This is a genomic window from Marinococcus halophilus, from assembly GCF_900166605.1.
GTDB classification, from domain to species: domain Bacteria; phylum Bacillota; class Bacilli; order Bacillales; family Marinococcaceae; genus Marinococcus; species Marinococcus halophilus.
Genome location: NZ_FVZD01000006.1, coordinates 1,911,323 through 1,926,588, shown reverse-complemented (window position 1 = coordinate 1,926,588; position 15,266 = coordinate 1,911,323). Strand labels below are relative to the sequence as shown.

At 47.8% G+C, this 15,266-nt stretch carries 17 protein-coding genes; all 17 read left to right on the top strand.

Annotated elements, in window-relative coordinates:
- The first annotated feature begins 9 nt into the window (after positions 1-9).
- The 17 genes from dnaK to recO all read left to right on the top strand — a co-directional run bounded on the left by dnaK (position 10) and on the right by recO (position 15,003).
- Positions 10-1,848: a molecular chaperone DnaK gene (dnaK, locus tag B5066_RS15840; protein ID WP_079476859.1), complete on the top strand. Its 1,839-nt coding sequence runs from the start codon at positions 10-12 to the stop codon at positions 1,846-1,848.
- A gap of 171 nt (positions 1,849-2,019) precedes the next feature.
- Positions 2,020-3,141, top strand: a complete 1,122-nt coding sequence (dnaJ, locus tag B5066_RS15835; protein ID WP_079476858.1) for a molecular chaperone DnaJ — start codon at positions 2,020-2,022, stop codon at positions 3,139-3,141.
- A gap of 17 nt (positions 3,142-3,158) precedes the next feature.
- Complete coding sequence (gene prmA, locus B5066_RS15830) at positions 3,159-4,103, top strand: 50S ribosomal protein L11 methyltransferase (protein WP_079476857.1); 945 nt, start codon at positions 3,159-3,161, stop codon at positions 4,101-4,103.
- A gap of 11 nt (positions 4,104-4,114) precedes the next feature.
- Positions 4,115-4,873 (top strand): RsmE family RNA methyltransferase, encoded by a 759-nt coding sequence (locus B5066_RS15825; RefSeq protein WP_079476856.1) that lies wholly within the window; start codon positions 4,115-4,117, stop codon positions 4,871-4,873.
- A complete protein-coding gene (mtaB, locus tag B5066_RS15820; RefSeq protein WP_079476855.1) occupies positions 4,870-6,204 on the top strand; it encodes a tRNA (N(6)-L-threonylcarbamoyladenosine(37)-C(2))-methylthiotransferase MtaB in 1,335 nt (444 codons plus the stop codon). The genes B5066_RS15825 and mtaB overlap by 4 nt, the downstream gene beginning before the upstream one ends.
- Positions 6,205-6,232: 28 nt before the next feature.
- Positions 6,233-6,901: a deoxyribose-phosphate aldolase gene (gene deoC, locus B5066_RS15815; protein ID WP_079476854.1), complete on the top strand. Its 669-nt coding sequence runs from the start codon at positions 6,233-6,235 to the stop codon at positions 6,899-6,901.
- Between the two features lie 130 nt (positions 6,902-7,031).
- Positions 7,032-7,205 (top strand): 30S ribosomal protein S21, encoded by a 174-nt coding sequence (gene rpsU / locus B5066_RS15810; protein ID WP_022794945.1) that lies wholly within the window; start codon positions 7,032-7,034, stop codon positions 7,203-7,205.
- Between the two features lie 20 nt (positions 7,206-7,225).
- Complete coding sequence (locus B5066_RS15805; RefSeq protein WP_079476853.1) at positions 7,226-7,672, top strand: GatB/YqeY domain-containing protein; 447 nt, start codon at positions 7,226-7,228, stop codon at positions 7,670-7,672.
- 168 nt (positions 7,673-7,840) lie between these two features.
- Positions 7,841-9,196, top strand: a complete 1,356-nt coding sequence (locus B5066_RS15800) for an NfeD family protein (RefSeq protein ID WP_079476852.1) — start codon at positions 7,841-7,843, stop codon at positions 9,194-9,196.
- Position 9,197: 1 nt separating this feature from the next.
- A complete protein-coding gene (gene floA / locus B5066_RS15795; RefSeq protein ID WP_371862268.1) occupies positions 9,198-10,208 on the top strand; it encodes a flotillin-like protein FloA in 1,011 nt (336 codons plus the stop codon).
- Positions 10,209-10,242: 34 nt separating this feature from the next.
- Complete coding sequence (locus B5066_RS15790) at positions 10,243-10,872, top strand: hypothetical protein (RefSeq protein WP_079476851.1); 630 nt, start codon at positions 10,243-10,245, stop codon at positions 10,870-10,872.
- A gap of 160 nt (positions 10,873-11,032) precedes the next feature.
- Positions 11,033-12,037 carry a PhoH family protein gene (locus B5066_RS15785; RefSeq protein ID WP_079476850.1) on the top strand — a complete coding sequence of 335 codons (1,005 nt, stop codon included), beginning with the start codon at positions 11,033-11,035 and terminating at the stop codon, positions 12,035-12,037.
- A gap of 16 nt (positions 12,038-12,053) precedes the next feature.
- Positions 12,054-12,515, top strand: coding sequence for an rRNA maturation RNase YbeY (ybeY, locus tag B5066_RS15780; protein WP_094907965.1), 462 nt, complete (start codon positions 12,054-12,056; stop codon positions 12,513-12,515).
- Positions 12,499-12,882, top strand: a complete 384-nt coding sequence (locus tag B5066_RS15775) for a diacylglycerol kinase family protein (RefSeq protein ID WP_079476849.1) — start codon at positions 12,499-12,501, stop codon at positions 12,880-12,882. The genes ybeY and B5066_RS15775 overlap by 17 nt, the downstream gene beginning before the upstream one ends.
- 16 nt (positions 12,883-12,898) lie before the next feature.
- Positions 12,899-13,294 carry a cytidine deaminase gene (locus B5066_RS15770; protein WP_079476848.1) on the top strand — a complete coding sequence of 132 codons (396 nt, stop codon included), beginning with the start codon at positions 12,899-12,901 and terminating at the stop codon, positions 13,292-13,294.
- Positions 13,295-13,323: 29 nt separating this feature from the next.
- Entirely contained in the window at positions 13,324-14,226 is a 903-nt protein-coding gene (gene era / locus B5066_RS15765) for a GTPase Era (RefSeq protein ID WP_079476847.1), read from the top strand.
- A gap of 27 nt (positions 14,227-14,253) precedes the next feature.
- Positions 14,254-15,003, top strand: coding sequence for a DNA repair protein RecO (gene recO / locus B5066_RS15760; protein WP_079476846.1), 750 nt, complete (start codon positions 14,254-14,256; stop codon positions 15,001-15,003).
- Positions 15,004-15,266 lie beyond the last annotated feature (263 nt).

The window sequence follows — 15,266 nt, the reverse complement described above, 5'->3', positions numbered from 1 at the left end:
GGAAGAAAAATGAGTAGAACAATTGGCATTGACTTAGGTACAACAAACTCCTGCGTAGCCGTTATGGAAGGCGGCGAAGCACAGGTTATTCCGAATCCGGAAGGCAACCGCACAACTCCTTCAGTTGTAGCGTTCAAAGACGGAGAACGTCAGGTTGGGGAAGTGGCAAAGCGCCAGTCCATCACAAACCCTAACACGATCAGTTCCATCAAGCGTCACATGGGCACAGATTATAAGGTGGAAATCGAAGACAAAGAATACAATCCGCAGGAAGTTTCTGCGATTATTCTTCAAAAATTGAAGTCTGATGCTGAAAGCTATCTTGGCGAAACTGTTACAAACGCGGTTATTACAGTGCCGGCTTACTTTAACGACTCCCAGCGTCAGGCTACAAAAGACGCCGGCCGCGTCGCAGGTCTTGAAGTAGACCGGATTGTCAACGAGCCGACAGCAGCAGCGCTTGCATACGGGCTGGAAAAAGAAGAGGATCAGACGATTCTCGTGTTTGACCTTGGCGGCGGTACATTTGACGTTTCCATTCTTGAGCTTGGCGAAGGCTTTTTCGAAGTGCGTTCCACGTCCGGCGACAATAAGCTTGGCGGCGATGACTTTGACCAGGTAATTATCGATCATTTGGTGGATGAATTCCGTAAAGAAAACGGCATTGACCTTTCCCAGGATAAAATGGCTGTCCAACGTTTAAAAGATGCAGCTGAAAAAGCGAAGAAAGATCTTTCCGGCGTTACGCAGACCCAAATTTCCCTGCCGTTTATTACAGCAGATCAAAGCGGGCCAAAGCACCTCGAGCTTACACTGACACGCGCCAAGTTTGATGAGCTTTCCTCGAAGCTGGTTGAACGCACAATGGGACCTACAAGACAGGCAATGAAAGACGCCGGTCTCAGTGCTTCCGAAGTGGATAAAGTCATCCTTGTTGGTGGTTCCACCCGTATTCCAGCTGTACAGGAAGGAATTAAAAACTTAACCGGTAAAGAACCACACAAAGGGGTTAACCCGGATGAAGTGGTAGCCGTAGGTGCTGCCGTGCAGGCAGGCGTCCTCACTGGTGACGTAAAAGACGTTGTGCTTCTCGACGTTACACCGCTTTCGCTTGGTATCGAAACAATGGGCGGAGTGACGACGAAACTAATCGATCGGAACACTACGATCCCGACAAGTAAGTCCCAAACGTTCTCTACAGCGGCAGATAACCAGCCTTCCGTGGATATTCATGTGCTTCAGGGTGAGCGTGAAATGGCTGCGGACAATAAAACACTTGGCCGGTTCCAGTTGACGGATATTCCACCGGCTCCGCGCGGTGTGCCTCAAATCGAAGTTACTTTTGATATTGACGCCAACGGTATTGTGAATGTGCGTGCGAAAGATCTTGGCACAAACAAAGAGCAGTCCATTACCATCACTTCTTCTTCCGGCCTCTCTGAAGAAGAAATTGAACAAATGGTAAAAGATGCTGAAGAAAACGCGGAAGAAGACAAAAAGCGTAAAGAAGAGGTAGAAGTACGCAACGAAGCGGACCAGCTCGTCTTCACTACCGAAAAAACATTGAGCGATCTCGGTGAAAACGTAACAGAGGAAGAAAAACAACAGGCAGAAGACGCAAAAGAAAAAGTAAAAACGGCGCTTGAAGGCGAAGATATTGAAGCTATTCGCACAGCGAAAGACGAGCTTCAGGAAATCGTTCAGCAGCTCACAACCAAAATGTACGAGCAGGCAGCGCAACAGGCTCAGCAGGAGCAGGGCGAAGCCGGCGGCGAAAGCAGTGAAGACACTGTAGACGCTGAGTACGAAGACGTTAATGATGACAATGACAACAACAAAAACAGCTAACGATCTGTAGCGCTGATGAATGGGGCTGTCCCGAATAGTGGTCACTTGACTGCTTCTATTCAAGGGGATAGCCCCTTCTTTCTGTAAAGAATATGTTTTTCAGATTGAAGCGTCTTCTTGTAGAATGATAAGATAACACGTATGGACAAGAGCGAGGAGTGAAGATGAACGATGAGTAAACGCGATTATTATGACGTGCTTGGCGTCAGCAAAGACGCAGATGAGCAGGAAATAAAAAAAGCATATAGAAAACTGGCGCGCCAGTATCACCCGGACGTCAACAAAGAAGACGACGCCGAAGAAAAATTTATTGAAATCAAAGACGCCTACGATACATTAAGCGATCCACAGAAGCGTTCAAATTACGATCGTTTCGGCCATGAAGATCCTAATCAGGGCTTTGGCGGCGGTGGTGGAGCTGGCGGTTTTGGCGGCGGCTTCGGCGATATTTTCGATATGTTTTTCGGCGGCGGTGCTTCCAGAGATCCAAATGCTCCGAGACAGGGCGCGGATCTGCAGTATACAATGACGCTCACCTTTAAAGAAGCAGCTTTCGGCAAGGACACAGAAATTGAAATTCCAAAAGAAGAAAACTGTGAAACGTGTGGCGGCGACGGCGCGAAGCCGGGAACTGAAAAAAGAACATGTCGCCAGTGCGGTGGCCAAGGCCAGATGAACGTAGAACAGAATACGCCGTTTGGACGTGTCGTGAACCGGCGCGTATGTGACCGTTGCAGCGGCTCCGGCGTCGAAGTGGAGGAAAAATGTCCTACGTGTAATGGAAACGGACGCATCCGCCGGAACAAAAAGATTAATATTCACATTCCGGAGGGCGTCGACCACGGCCAGCAGATCCGCGTGAGCGGACAGGGCGAGCCTGGTGCAAACGGCGGACCGCCAGGCGACCTGTTTGTTGTATTCAACGTACAACCGCATGAGTTCTTTGAACGTGACGGAGACGACGTCTACTGTGAAATGCCGCTTACATTTGTTCAGGTAACGCTTGGTGATGAAATTGAAGTGCCGACACTGCGCGGGAAAGTGAAACTGAAAATACCGGCAGGTACACAGTCCGGCACGAAATTCCGCCTCCGTAATAAAGGTATTAGTAATGTACACGGCCGCGGGCAGGGCGACCAGCATGTCAAAGTCCAGGTAGTGACACCGAAAAAATTAACGGACCGCCAGAAAGAGCTGCTGCGGGAATTTGCAGAAATCAGCGGCGATGAAGAGACCGATGAACAGCACGGAAATTTCTTTGACCGCGTGAAACGGGCTTTTCGTGGAGAGTAAAAGAGAGGAGCAGGCTTATGAATTGGATTGAAATTTCTGTCCACACCACCCAGGAAGCAATTGACCCTGTTTCATTTGTGCTTCAGGAAGCAGGAGCGAGCGGAGTGGTGATTGAAGATTCGGCCGACCTGGAGCGTGAATGGGAAGAGGCGGAAGATGAATGGTTTATGCTTTCTGAAGATAATTATCCGGATGAAGGCACGCTCGTGAAGGCCTACCTTCCAATGACAAGCTACGTCACCGATACTGTGGAGGAAATCAAGCAATCCATTAACGAACTGCTCCTTTACGATATTGATTTAGGACGAAACCAGGTGGTGCTCAAAGAGATTGCCGAGGAGGACTGGGCAGAGGCGTGGAAAAAATATTACAAGCCTGTCCAGATCACGAATAAAATCACTATTGTGCCTTCCTGGGAAGAGTACGAAAAAAAGAGCAGTGAAAAAATCATTACGCTTGATCCGGGCATGGCATTTGGTACCGGCACCCATCCGACAACCGTACTCAGCATGCAGGCTCTTGAAGAGTATACACGTCCGGGAGATGCGGTGCTGGATGTAGGGACCGGTTCCGGCGTGCTTGCTATAGGAGCCTCCTTGTTTGAAGCGGGAGAGATTCTTGCGCTCGATCTCGATGAAGTGGCTGTCAGAAGTGCGAAAGAAAATATTAGCCGTAACGGTATGGCAGAAAAGATCACTGTGGCTCAATCGGATCTGCTGGAATACCAATCAATGCAGGCAGATATCATTGTAGCTAATATTTTAGCGCCAATTATTATCCGCCTCGCGGAAGATGCGTTCAGCTCTCTTCAACCGGATGGTGTGTTTATTACTTCAGGCATCATTGAAAGCAAACGTACAGATGTTGAGCAGGCTCTGACGGAAGCGGGTTTCGTTATTGAGGATGTGCGGGCAGTCGAAGACTGGCTGTGCATTATCGCCCGCCGTCCGCAGGCGTTATAAAGGAGAGGAATATGCAGCATTATTTTGTGGACCCCTCCTCCATACAGCACGAATATATACAAATCACGGGTAATGATGCAAAGCACATTGCCCGTGTTATGCGTATGGGCCCGGGAGAAGAAATTGTATGCAAAGACAACCAGGGACATGCTTTTGTGAGTGAAATCGAAAGCGTTGAAGAAAAGAGTGTTCGTGCAAAAATAGTCAGCGAATGGACAGCCGGTGCAGAACTTCCTGTAAATGTCATCGCAGCCCAGGCTCTGATTAAGGGAGAAAAGATGGACACCGTTGTACAAAAAGCAACGGAATTGGGAGCCGCGGCGATTTATTTTTATGAAGCGGAGCATTCTGTGGTAAAATGGGATGCGAATAAACGGCAAAAGAAAATTGATCGTTTAAACCGAATTGCTAAAGAAGCAGCAGAGCAGTCAGAGCGGATGTATATACCGGAAGTTGCTTATTTTGCTTCTGTACGGAAGGTTGTAGAAAATACGTCTTCTATGGAGAGCAGAATCGTTTTATCGGAAGCAGAGGCCAGGGCAGGCAGGCCTGCACAGCTTCCAGCCGTATTCAGCCGGAAGCCTGAAACGCTGCTCGCTTTCATCGGGCCGGAGGGCGGTTTTTCCAGTAATGAGCTTTCTCTGCTTGAAGAAAACGAAATTCCTATGACGTCGCTCGGAAAAAGAATTGTCCGCAGCGAAACTGCTTCTTTGCTGCTTCTCGGGGCAGTGACATATTATTATGAAATTCAGGAGGGGAACATACAATGAGATCAGTGGCGTTTCATACTCTTGGCTGTAAAGTAAATCACTACGAAACGGAAGCCATATGGCAGCTGTTTAAAAATAACGGCTACGAAAAAAAGGAATTTGATCAAACCGCAGATGTCTATGTCATCAACACCTGTACGGTGACCAACACCGGAGACAAAAAAAGCCGCCAGGTTATCCGGCGCGCAGTGCGCAAAAATCCGGAAGCTATTATTTGCGTTACCGGCTGTTATGCCCAGACGTCCCCGGGAGAGATCATGGATATTCCCGGCGTCGACATTGTCGTAGGTACGCAGGACCGCAAAAAAATGCTCGACTATATTGAAGAGTACACGGTATCCCGGGAACCGATTAACGGTGTAAGCAACATTATGAAAAACCGGGTGTATGAAGAGCTTGATGTGCCGGAATTTACCGATCGTACGAGAGCATCGCTTAAAATTCAGGAAGGATGCAATAATTTCTGTACCTTCTGTATTATTCCATGGGCCCGCGGCCTTCTTCGTTCGAGAAATCCGGAAGATGTCATGCATCAAGCCCATCAGTTAGTTGATAAAGGCTACAAAGAATTAGTGCTTACAGGTATCCATACAGGCGGATACGGGGAAGACCTGAAGGACTACAACCTTGCTGGGCTTCTGCGGGACCTTGAAACAATCGAGGGTCTAAAACGAATCCGGATTTCCTCCATCGAAGCAAGTCAGATCACCGATGAAGTAATTGATGTGCTCCGCAACTCCAACAAAGTAGTAAATCATCTGCACGTGCCGCTTCAAGCCGGCTCGAACACCGTGCTTAAACGAATGAGAAGAAAATACAGCGTGGAGTTTTATGCAGACCGCCTCGAAAAACTGCGCGAAGCCCTGCCGGAATGTGCTATCACCACAGACGTGATCGTAGGTTTCCCAGGAGAAACAAAAGAAGAATTTCAGCAGACGTACGACTTTATCCGGGACCAGCGTTTCTCAGAGCTGCACGTGTTTCCGTATTCGAAGCGCACGGGTACGCCTGCTGCTAAAATGAATGACCAAGTTGAGGAGGAAGAAAAAAATGATCGGGTGCACCGTCTGATTGAACTTTCCAACCAATTGGCCAAAGAATATGCTTCGCGTTTCGAAAATGAAGTCGTGGAAGTAATCCCGGAAGAGGAAGATAAGGAAAAACCAGGATACTTTGTCGGCTATTCGACAAATTATATAAAAGTCCGTTTCCCTGCGAAACCGGAATGGCGCGGTGAGATTGTACGTGTGAAAATTACGGACGCCGGCTACCCGTTGAATGAAGGGGAATTTGTCCGCGTGCTCGACCCTGACGCGGCAACGCTTGTATAACTATAATAGTTGAACTGGAGGAGAAAGCATGGCAGATCTCGCGCAGTATATCGATCATACGCTGCTGAAGCCGGAAACAACATTTGAAGACATTAAACGTATCGCCACCGAAGCGAAAGATAATCATTTCAAATCTGTGTGCATTAATCCGGCAATGGTCCCGTTAGCGGCTAAGGAACTAGAAGGCTCCGATGTGCTCGTTTGCACGGTAATTGGCTTTCCGCTCGGTGCTACGAATCCGGAAACAAAAGCGTTTGAAGTAAAAAATGCCCTTGCTAATGGAGCAAAGGAAATTGATATGGTTATTAATATAGGCGCGCTAAAGAGCGGGGAAGACGCCCTGGTCCGCGCAGATATTGAAGCAGTAGTACAGGCTGCCAATAAGGAAGCACTGGTGAAAGTCATCATCGAAACAGCGCTGCTGACGGATGATGAAAAGAAAACGGCCTGCAGTCTTGCCGTAGAAGCCGGCGCAGATTTTGTAAAGACCTCCACTGGATTTAATGGAGGCGGAGCAACAATTGAAGATGTGCGGCTGATGAAAGAAGCGGTGGGCGACCGCGCCGGAGTGAAAGCAAGTGGCGGGGTCAAAGACCGGCAGACCGCTCTTGCATTAATTGAGGCCGGAGCTTCCCGGCTCGGTGCAAGTTCCGGTGTGAAAATTCTGCAAGGCGAAACCTCAAGCGAAAACTACTAACAATCTGAACTTTCCTGCTCGTTGATTTTTTGGCATAGATGCTTTATACTATTTACCAAATGGCTAGTATTTGAGTAAACTTCTTTATTCATGTATTGGTTAGATTGGTTGTTCGGAGGGAGGGAATCACATGGCAGAGACAAGAAAGAAAAAGAATGAAGATATTGATGCCGCTCTTCGCCGTTTTAAGCGTAGCCTTTCCAAAGAAGGAACAATGGCTGAAGTGAAAAAACGCAAACACTACGAAAAACCTAGTGTTCGTCGTAAGAAAAAAAGCGAAGAAGCTAGAAAACGTAAGTTTTAAGTAAAGAAGGTGCTGCATCCTTGGAACTCATGGATCGTTTAAGCAGTGACATGAAATCAGCAATGAAAAACAAGGAAAAACAGCGTTTGAATGTTATCAGAGGCCTGAGGGCTTCGATGCAAAATGAAGCCATCAAGCTCACTAAAGAGCTTGATGAAAGTGAAGCAACAGCGGTGTTAAACCGTGAAATGAAACAAAGAAAAGATTCCCTCCATGAGTTTGAAAACGCAGGACGGGAAGATTTAGCAGAACAGACCAGGTTCGAAATGAACGTCATATCTGAATATCTTCCTGCTCCTTTATCGAATGAAGAACTGGAATCGATTGTAAAAGAAACCATTCAAGAGCAGAATGCTTCTTCGATGAAAGATATGGGAATAGTGATGTCTGCAGTGATGCCTAAAATTAGCGGAAAAGCAGATGGTTCTCAGGTAAATCAATTAGTGAAAAAGCATCTGTCTTCTTGATAATAAGAAATCTAGAGATCGAATCAGGGTTTAGTGCCGGTTCGGTCTCTTTTTTTAAACTTATGCCGCTCTTACTACTGAAATAAACGGGAAAAAATTGAAACGCTTTTATCTTTATCCTCGTACATAAGAATATAGACATATAACTATTGAACGGGAGGAGGGATAATGGTGGAGCAGAGAAAAAGCAGATGGCTGGCTGTCTTTCTTGCGATTCTTTTTACGATGGCCGCGTGGCTTCCAGCTTCTGTACAGGGAGCTGGTGAAAATCAGACAGTGTACGTTATTCCGGTTGAGCAGACCGTGGAGCAGGGAATGGCTGCATTTTTGGAACGATCGGTAGAGGAAGCAGAAGAAGCGGAAGCCGACCGGATTATTTTTGAGCTTGACACTCCTGGTGGTGCGGTAGATGCCGCAGGAGAGATTGCTTCAATTATTAATGAAACGTCTATTCCAACGACAGCATACGTAACGGAACAGGCGATGTCAGCAGGGGCATTTCTGGCTCTGAGTGCTGACGAAATTGCGATGGCACCTGACACGGAAATGGGAGCAGCCCAGGTTATTGACGGCTCAGGTAACGCAGCATCTGATAAGGCTCAATCAGCCTGGGTATCCAATATGGTCAATGCTGCTGAATCAAATGACAGAGATCCGGTGTATGCAGAAGCCATGGCCGATCCTGGAGTGGATCTGCCTGATTACCGTGCCGGTGAAAGTGAGCTGTTAACGCTTACAGCCTCGGAGGCAGCTTCTGAGGAAGTAGGTTATGCAGAATACATTGCTGACAGCAGAGAGGATCTTCTCAGCCAGATGAACCTGGGAGACGCGGCAGTAGAAGAAGCAGACATCAGTGCAGCCGAGCAGATAGCCAGATGGGTGACCAGTCCCTATGTAATCCCGATTTTACTGAGCGTCGGCATGATCGGGTTAATACTTGAAGTGTTTTCGCCGGGCTTTGGCATTTTTGGAGGCATCGGCCTTGCGTCTTTAGGACTTTTCTTTTTTGGTCATATGATTGCCGGGTTTGCTGGCTTCGAAGGGCTGCTTCTGTTTGGCGTCGGCTTAATATTACTGCTGGTAGAATTCTTTGTTCCTGGTTTTGGAATTTTTGGTATATTAGGTATAGGGGCAGTTGTCGGCAGCTTATTTATGTCCTCGTTTTCTGTTTCGGTCATGGCAATTTCCGTTGCGCTGGCAGCCGTAGCGGCTATCATTGCAGCAGTAGTCATGGTGGTTGGCTTTGGAAAACGGGGGCCGATGAAAAAGCTGGTCCTGCAGGATACTTTCTCTTCGAAGGAAGGATACGTGTCGAGTGAAGGCAGAAAAGATTTATTAGGCAGGAAAGGAACAGCATTAACCCCGCTGCATCCTACCGGCGCGGTAGATATTGACGGTGAAAAAATCGATGTTGTTTCAGACGGCCGCTATCTTGACCGCGGAGACGATGTGCAGGTAGTGCGTGTAGAAGGCACGCGTGTTGTAGTAAAGCCATACTCTAACAAAGAAAGAAGGGAATCATAACATGGGCATTGATTTAGGTCTCGTTGTTGTATTAGCTATTATTTTAATAGCACTCGTCATTCTATTTACTTTTGTACCAGTTGCGCTTTGGATTTCGGCGCTTGCAGCAGGGGTGAAAGTAGGTATTTTCCAACTGGTCGGTATGCGGCTCCGGAGGGTTATTCCGTCAAGAGTAGTAAACCCGTTGATTAAAGCGGAAAAAGCCGGACTTGATATTGAACTGAACAAGCTTGAAGGCCACTATCTGGCCGGTGGTAACGTGGACCGGGTGGTCAACGCCTTAATTGCTGCCCAGCGTGCAAATATTGAACTTACATTTGAGCGTTGTGCCGCCATTGACCTTGCCGGCCGTGACGTACTGGAAGCTGTACAGATGAGCGTTAACCCGAAAGTTATTGAAACACCGTTTATCGCCGGTGTTGCAATGGATGGTATTGAAGTGAAAGCAAAAGCAAGAATAACGGTACGGGCAAACATTGACCGCCTCGTGGGGGGCGCTGGTGAAGATACCGTCATCGCCCGGGTTGGTGAAGGCATTGTTTCAACGATCGGTTCATCCCAAAACCATAAGCAAGTATTGGAAAACCCGGACAGCATTTCCCAGACGGTTCTTTCCAAAGGCTTGGACTCAGGTACGGCTTTTGAGATTTTATCCATTGATATAGCCGATATTGATATCGGCAAGAACATCGGCGCAGAACTGCAGACGGACCAGGCGGAAGCAGATAAAAACATCGCCCAGGCAAAAGCCGAAGAACGCCGTGCGATGGCTGTAGCCCAAGAGCAGGAAATGAAAGCACGTGTAGAAGAAATGCGCGCGAAAGTTACCGAATCCGAAGCAGAAGTACCAATGGCAATGGCGGAAGCACTGCGTTCCGGAAATCTTGGTGTTATGGATTACATGAATATTCAAAATGTAATGTCTGATACAGATATGCGTGAATCCATCAGTAAATCCGGTAAAGACGACGATCAAAACGGGCCGTATAGCCGTCCGCACACCGATAATTAAGGGACTTTGCCCGTAGAAGAAGGTGAATAAAGCGATGGAGCAGCTATTTGAACTAGTGTTTAATAACCTGTGGATTTTACTGCTGCTCTTCGGCGGTTTGATTACGTTTATGGGCCGGGGGGACAGCAGCCAGCAGCAGGACGGCAGTGGCAGCGATTCGAAGAAACGGGGCGGTGCTTTCGGAAAACTTGAGGACTTGTTTGAGGAATTTGAAAACGCCCGGAAAGAAAACACACCGAACCGTCCTCAGAATGATCCTTCCGGACGTTCCGGCAGTCATCCCACCCGCCGGGTGCCGGAAGCAGAGGCAGAGCTGTACAAGGAAGAGGCAGATGAACCTCAGAATAAAAGCGCAGCTTTAAAAGAATACGAAAAACGCCGTGAAGAACTGCAGCAGCAAAAAAAGAATGCAAGCCAGCGTCTTGAGCGTGCTTCAAGACAATCTGCTGAACATGGCAGCGTCACGTCAGAGGGAGAAATCGGTGGAAGACGGAGAAATCCACATGCAATAAACAAAAAAGAAGCAGCGAATGGACTTGTGTGGGCGGAGGTTCTCAGTCCGCCGGTTACAAGACGCAGCGGCTATCCTTACCAGCGGCAATCAACAATGTCGCGTGAGATAGTCGCGCCGCACCGTTCCACCAAAAAAAGCAGCAATGAGTAAGCCTGGTCTTCGGATCAGGCTCTTTTTTTGCTTCAATTACGTAAAATGTCTGCTAATTTTTGCAACACCTAAAGCGTGGTGGTAGAGTAGAGTTAGCATACTAACGTAAAAACTGATGAGAGCAAGGATATGATAATATATTCGAGGAGACTGAGCTATATTGACCGAAAAGAAAACGCTAGAATTACAAGTGAATGAAATGAATGATATCCAGCAGCTGTTCGGCCCCAATGACGTGCACATTGAAAGGCTTGAAGAAAAATTGGATGTTTCAATAATTACCCGCGGTGGATCACTGATCGTGGAAGGCGATGAAAAACAAGCGGCACAGGTGGAAGAAGTGATTGAAGCATTAGCGAGACTTTTGAAAAAACGGGTGCGGATTTCAGAACGGGATGTCGTTTATGCAGCGCAGCTTGCCGAGGAAGGAAAGCTTGAAAAGCTTGAAGATTTATTTCAGGAACAGATCGCTATAAACGCTGAAGGCAAGCCAGTCATGATTAAAACCTTAGGACAGAAGGAGTATATCGATCAAATCCGCCGTAAGGATATGATATTCGGTGTAGGTCCGGCAGGGACAGGTAAAACCTATTTGGCAGTAGTGATGGCGGTCAATGCCTTAAAAGAAGGACGGGTGAAACGAATTGTGTTAACCCGGCCGGCGGTGGAAGCCGGAGAAAGCCTTGGGTTTCTTCCGGGAGATTTAAAAGAAAAAGTGGATCCGTACCTGCGCCCGCTGTATGATGCCCTGCATAATATTTTTGGGGCGGAGCATACACAGCGGCTTATGGAACGGGGTACGATTGAAGTAGCCCCGCTTGCTTACATGAGAGGGCGGACGCTTGATGATGCTTTCGTTATTCTTGATGAAGCACAAAATACGACGAAAGAGCAGATCAAGATGTTTTTAACAAGGCTGGGCTTTGGTTCAAAAATGATTGTCAATGGAGACCTCACCCAGATTGATCTTCCAAAAGGACAGCAGTCTGGTTTGAAGGTTGCAGCCCGGATTTTAAGAAACATTGATCATATCGGATTCGTTTATCTCGAAGCGACAGATGTTGTCCGGCATACACTAGTGCAGCAGATTCTGGATGCCTATGAACAGGAAGAAGGCGATCCAAAGCGTACGGTGAACCGGCCGGACAAACCAACAAACAACTAGCCGGGGGTGGACACGTGTGAGTATTGAAGTGGATATGGTGGATGAGACGGAGCGAGTAGAGTCAAAACACTGGGAGCTGGTACAGAACATACTGCAGTTCGCATGTGAAGAGGAAGGAGTCGTAGACGGGTCGGAAGTTTCCGTAAGCTTTGTAGACAATGAAATGATTCAAACAGTCAACAGAGAATACCGGGAAATTGACCGTCCGACGGACGTGATTTCGTTTGCATTGAATGACGACGAGATCCAGCCGCAGGCCGAAGGCATCCCGAACCTGCTTGGAGATATTATTATCAGCATCCCAAAGGCTCGGGAACAGGCGGAAGAGTACGAGCACTCATTTGAAAGGGAACTGGGGTTTCTGGCTGTTCACGGCCTGCTGCATCTGCTTGGTTACGATCATATGGAAAAAGAGGAAGAAGAGAGAATGTTTTCGCGTCAGGAAAGGATTCTTGAAGCGTATGGGCTACCGCGATAAATTGTTTCCCAAGCGCTGGAGAGACGGATTTGTGTTTGCCGGAAAAGGCATTCGCCTGGCGTTTCGGGAGGAGCGTCATATGCGCTTCCATGTCTTTTTTGGCCTAGCAGCTGTCTTTCTGGGCTGGCTGTGCGGTATTGTATTATGGCAGTGGACCGTTCTCTTACTAGCGATCGCTGGCATGCTCGTCCTCGAAATGGTTAATTCAGCACTGGAGCGCCTGGTGAATTTGATTTCTCCGGAATGGAATAAAATCGCAGGAGACGTGAAAGATATTGCAGCCGGGGCGGTGCTCATTTACGCGGTATTTGCTGTTGCCATCGGATTGATGATTTTTGCGCCATTCCTTTGGGAATGGCTGAGCTGACAAAGGGGGAAGAACATTGGCTATAGAAAACGAACTGCTTGAACGGGCTAAACAGGCAAGAGAACAAGCATATGTCCCGTATTCCAAGTTCCCGGTTGGAGCGGTTTTCGTAGGGGAAAACGGCGAATGGTTCGAAGGATGCAATATTGAGAACTCGTCATATGGGTTAAGCAACTGTGCAGAACGGACAGCCGTATTCAGTGCACTGCGCACGGGCATGCGCAGTGGAAAAATGATAGCTGTCATTGCCGATACAAAAGGGCCGGTCGCCCCATGCGGCGCCTGCCGGCAGGTGCTTTCTGAGTTTCTGCCAAAGGACGCCCGGATTGTTTTAGGCAACCTGCAGGGTGACATGAAAGTAACAACAATGGAAGAGCTGCTCCCGGGAGCATTCGGCCCGGAGGATTTATAGTATGAAAGCAGGAAAGAAGAGGGAAAACAATGAGTGAATCGTATCGTTCCGGATTTGCCGCTCTAATCGGGCGGCCCAATGCGGGAAAATCTACATTAATGAATCAGGTGCTTGGCCAAAAAATTGCGATCATGAGCGACAAAGCACAGACCACGAGAAATAAAATCCAGGGAGTCTATACGACGGAAGAATCCCAGGTTGTTTTTATCGATACTCCGGGCATTCATAAACCGAAGCACAAGCTGGGCGATTTTATGGTTCGTGCTGCTTTGCAGACGCTGAACGACGTCGATATTATTTTATATTTGATTGATGCGTCCGAGTCCTACGGCCCCGGAGAAGAATATATTATCGAAAAACTGAAGCGGACAGACACACCGGTGTTTTTAATCGTAAATAAAATCGATAAAGTCCATCCGGATGAACTGCTCAAGGTTATTGCAAGCTATTCCGAACGGTATGATTTTGCTGAGGTAGTGCCGGTTTCTGCTTTGAACGGCAATAACGTGACGACGCTTCTCGAAGAACTTACCAAATACCTCGAGGAAGGCCCTCAGTTTTATCCGGAAGATCAGGTCACCGACCATCCGGAACGGTTTATTGTAAGTGAATTAATACGTGAAAAAGCTCTGCAGCTCACCCGGGAGGAAGTGCCGCATTCGCTCGCCGTCGTTATCGATGAAATGAAAGAGCGGGAAAATGGGGCCGTATATGTGGCGGCTACCATTGTCGTTGAGCGCCCGACCCAAAAAGGCATTATTATCGGCAAACAGGGATCGATGCTCAAGGAAATCGGCCAGCGGGCCCGGGCAGATATTGAATCGATGCTTGGATCGAAGGTATTCGTGGAACTTTGGGTGAAGGTGGAAAAAGACTGGAGAAACAGTGCGTATCTGCTTCGGGAGAACGGATATCGCGAGGACGAGTATTAAGAAAACGCCTGTGAGCGGAGGAACAGCATGATTCAGAAAACAGAAGGCATCGTTTTGCGGACTGCTTCGTACGGGGAATCCAACGTAGTGTTAACAGTATATACAAGAGAGCACGGCAAGATGGCGATGATGGCCAAAGGGGCAAAGAAACCAAGCAGCCGCCTGCGTTCAATCTCGCAGCCCTTTGTTTATGGAACATTTGTGTACTATCCAGGTAAAGGAATGAGGACACTCAGCCAGGGAGATGTAACAGATTCTTTCCGCAGCGTGCGCGAAGACATCGTTCTCACTTCCTACGCTTCCTATTTGTCCGAACTTCTTGATAAAGTTACTGTGGACCAGGAACGAAATCCCTATTTGTTTGAGCTGTTCTGGCAACTTCTGAGGCGTATCGACGAAGGGGAGGACGCCGAAGTGCTTATCCGCCTCTTTGAAGTGAAAATGACTGCGGTGGCGGGCATTCAGCCCGTGATTGACCGATGCGTGAATTGTGGCCGGCAGGAAGGAACATTTCATTTCTCTATTCGTGAAGCCGGATTTCTCTGCCACCATTGCTGGGAAATCGATCCGTACCGCTTCCGCATTCAGCCGAAGACGGTGCGGCTTTTGCGGACGTTTTTCTATATTGACGTGCATCGGATCGGTTCGGTTTCTGTATCGGCAGAAACGAAAAAAGAGCTGAAGGATGTCCTAAACAGCTATTATGATTCATACGCAGGTATTCATTTAAAGGCGAGGCGTTTTTTAGAACAGATGGAAAAGTGGAACGTCGAATGAGTGCTTGACACACTCGCAAATGTTAAGTACTATTTCAATACAATCATAACGATGCGCAAGGAAAGAAAGTAGTAGCAATCTTCTTCAGTCTTAGCGAGTGCAGGATAGTGAAAGCTGCACGCTGACCGGTTGTGAAGGCGTTCTGGAGCGTATGATGGATAAAGCGGCTTTTCGGCCATAGTGCCTAAAAGCAAGTAGGGTGGAACCGCGGTAATAACCGTCCCTATACCTGAGTGACAGGTATAGGGACTTTTTTAATGAAA

What these genes read in the sequence shown, in the direction of transcription:
- dnaK (WP_079476859.1), top strand. Translation starts at nt 10, where the DNA reads ATGAGTAGAACAATTGGCATTGACTTAGGTACAACAAACTCCTGCGTA.
- dnaJ (WP_079476858.1), top strand. Translation starts at nt 2,020, where the DNA reads ATGAGTAAACGCGATTATTATGACGTGCTTGGCGTCAGCAAAGACGCA.
- prmA (WP_079476857.1), top strand. Translation starts at nt 3,159, where the DNA reads ATGAATTGGATTGAAATTTCTGTCCACACCACCCAGGAAGCAATTGAC.
- B5066_RS15825 (WP_079476856.1), top strand. Translation starts at nt 4,115, where the DNA reads ATGCAGCATTATTTTGTGGACCCCTCCTCCATACAGCACGAATATATA.
- mtaB (WP_079476855.1), top strand. Translation starts at nt 4,870, where the DNA reads ATGAGATCAGTGGCGTTTCATACTCTTGGCTGTAAAGTAAATCACTAC.
- deoC (WP_079476854.1), top strand. Translation starts at nt 6,233, where the DNA reads ATGGCAGATCTCGCGCAGTATATCGATCATACGCTGCTGAAGCCGGAA.
- rpsU (WP_022794945.1), top strand. Translation starts at nt 7,032, where the DNA reads ATGGCAGAGACAAGAAAGAAAAAGAATGAAGATATTGATGCCGCTCTT.
- B5066_RS15800 (WP_079476852.1), top strand. Translation starts at nt 7,841, where the DNA reads ATGGTGGAGCAGAGAAAAAGCAGATGGCTGGCTGTCTTTCTTGCGATT.
- floA (WP_371862268.1), top strand. Translation starts at nt 9,198, where the DNA reads ATGGGCATTGATTTAGGTCTCGTTGTTGTATTAGCTATTATTTTAATA.
- B5066_RS15790 (WP_079476851.1), top strand. Translation starts at nt 10,243, where the DNA reads ATGGAGCAGCTATTTGAACTAGTGTTTAATAACCTGTGGATTTTACTG.
- B5066_RS15775 (WP_079476849.1), top strand. Translation starts at nt 12,499, where the DNA reads ATGGGCTACCGCGATAAATTGTTTCCCAAGCGCTGGAGAGACGGATTT.
- era (WP_079476847.1), top strand. Translation starts at nt 13,324, where the DNA reads ATGAGTGAATCGTATCGTTCCGGATTTGCCGCTCTAATCGGGCGGCCC.
- recO (WP_079476846.1), top strand. Translation starts at nt 14,254, where the DNA reads ATGATTCAGAAAACAGAAGGCATCGTTTTGCGGACTGCTTCGTACGGG.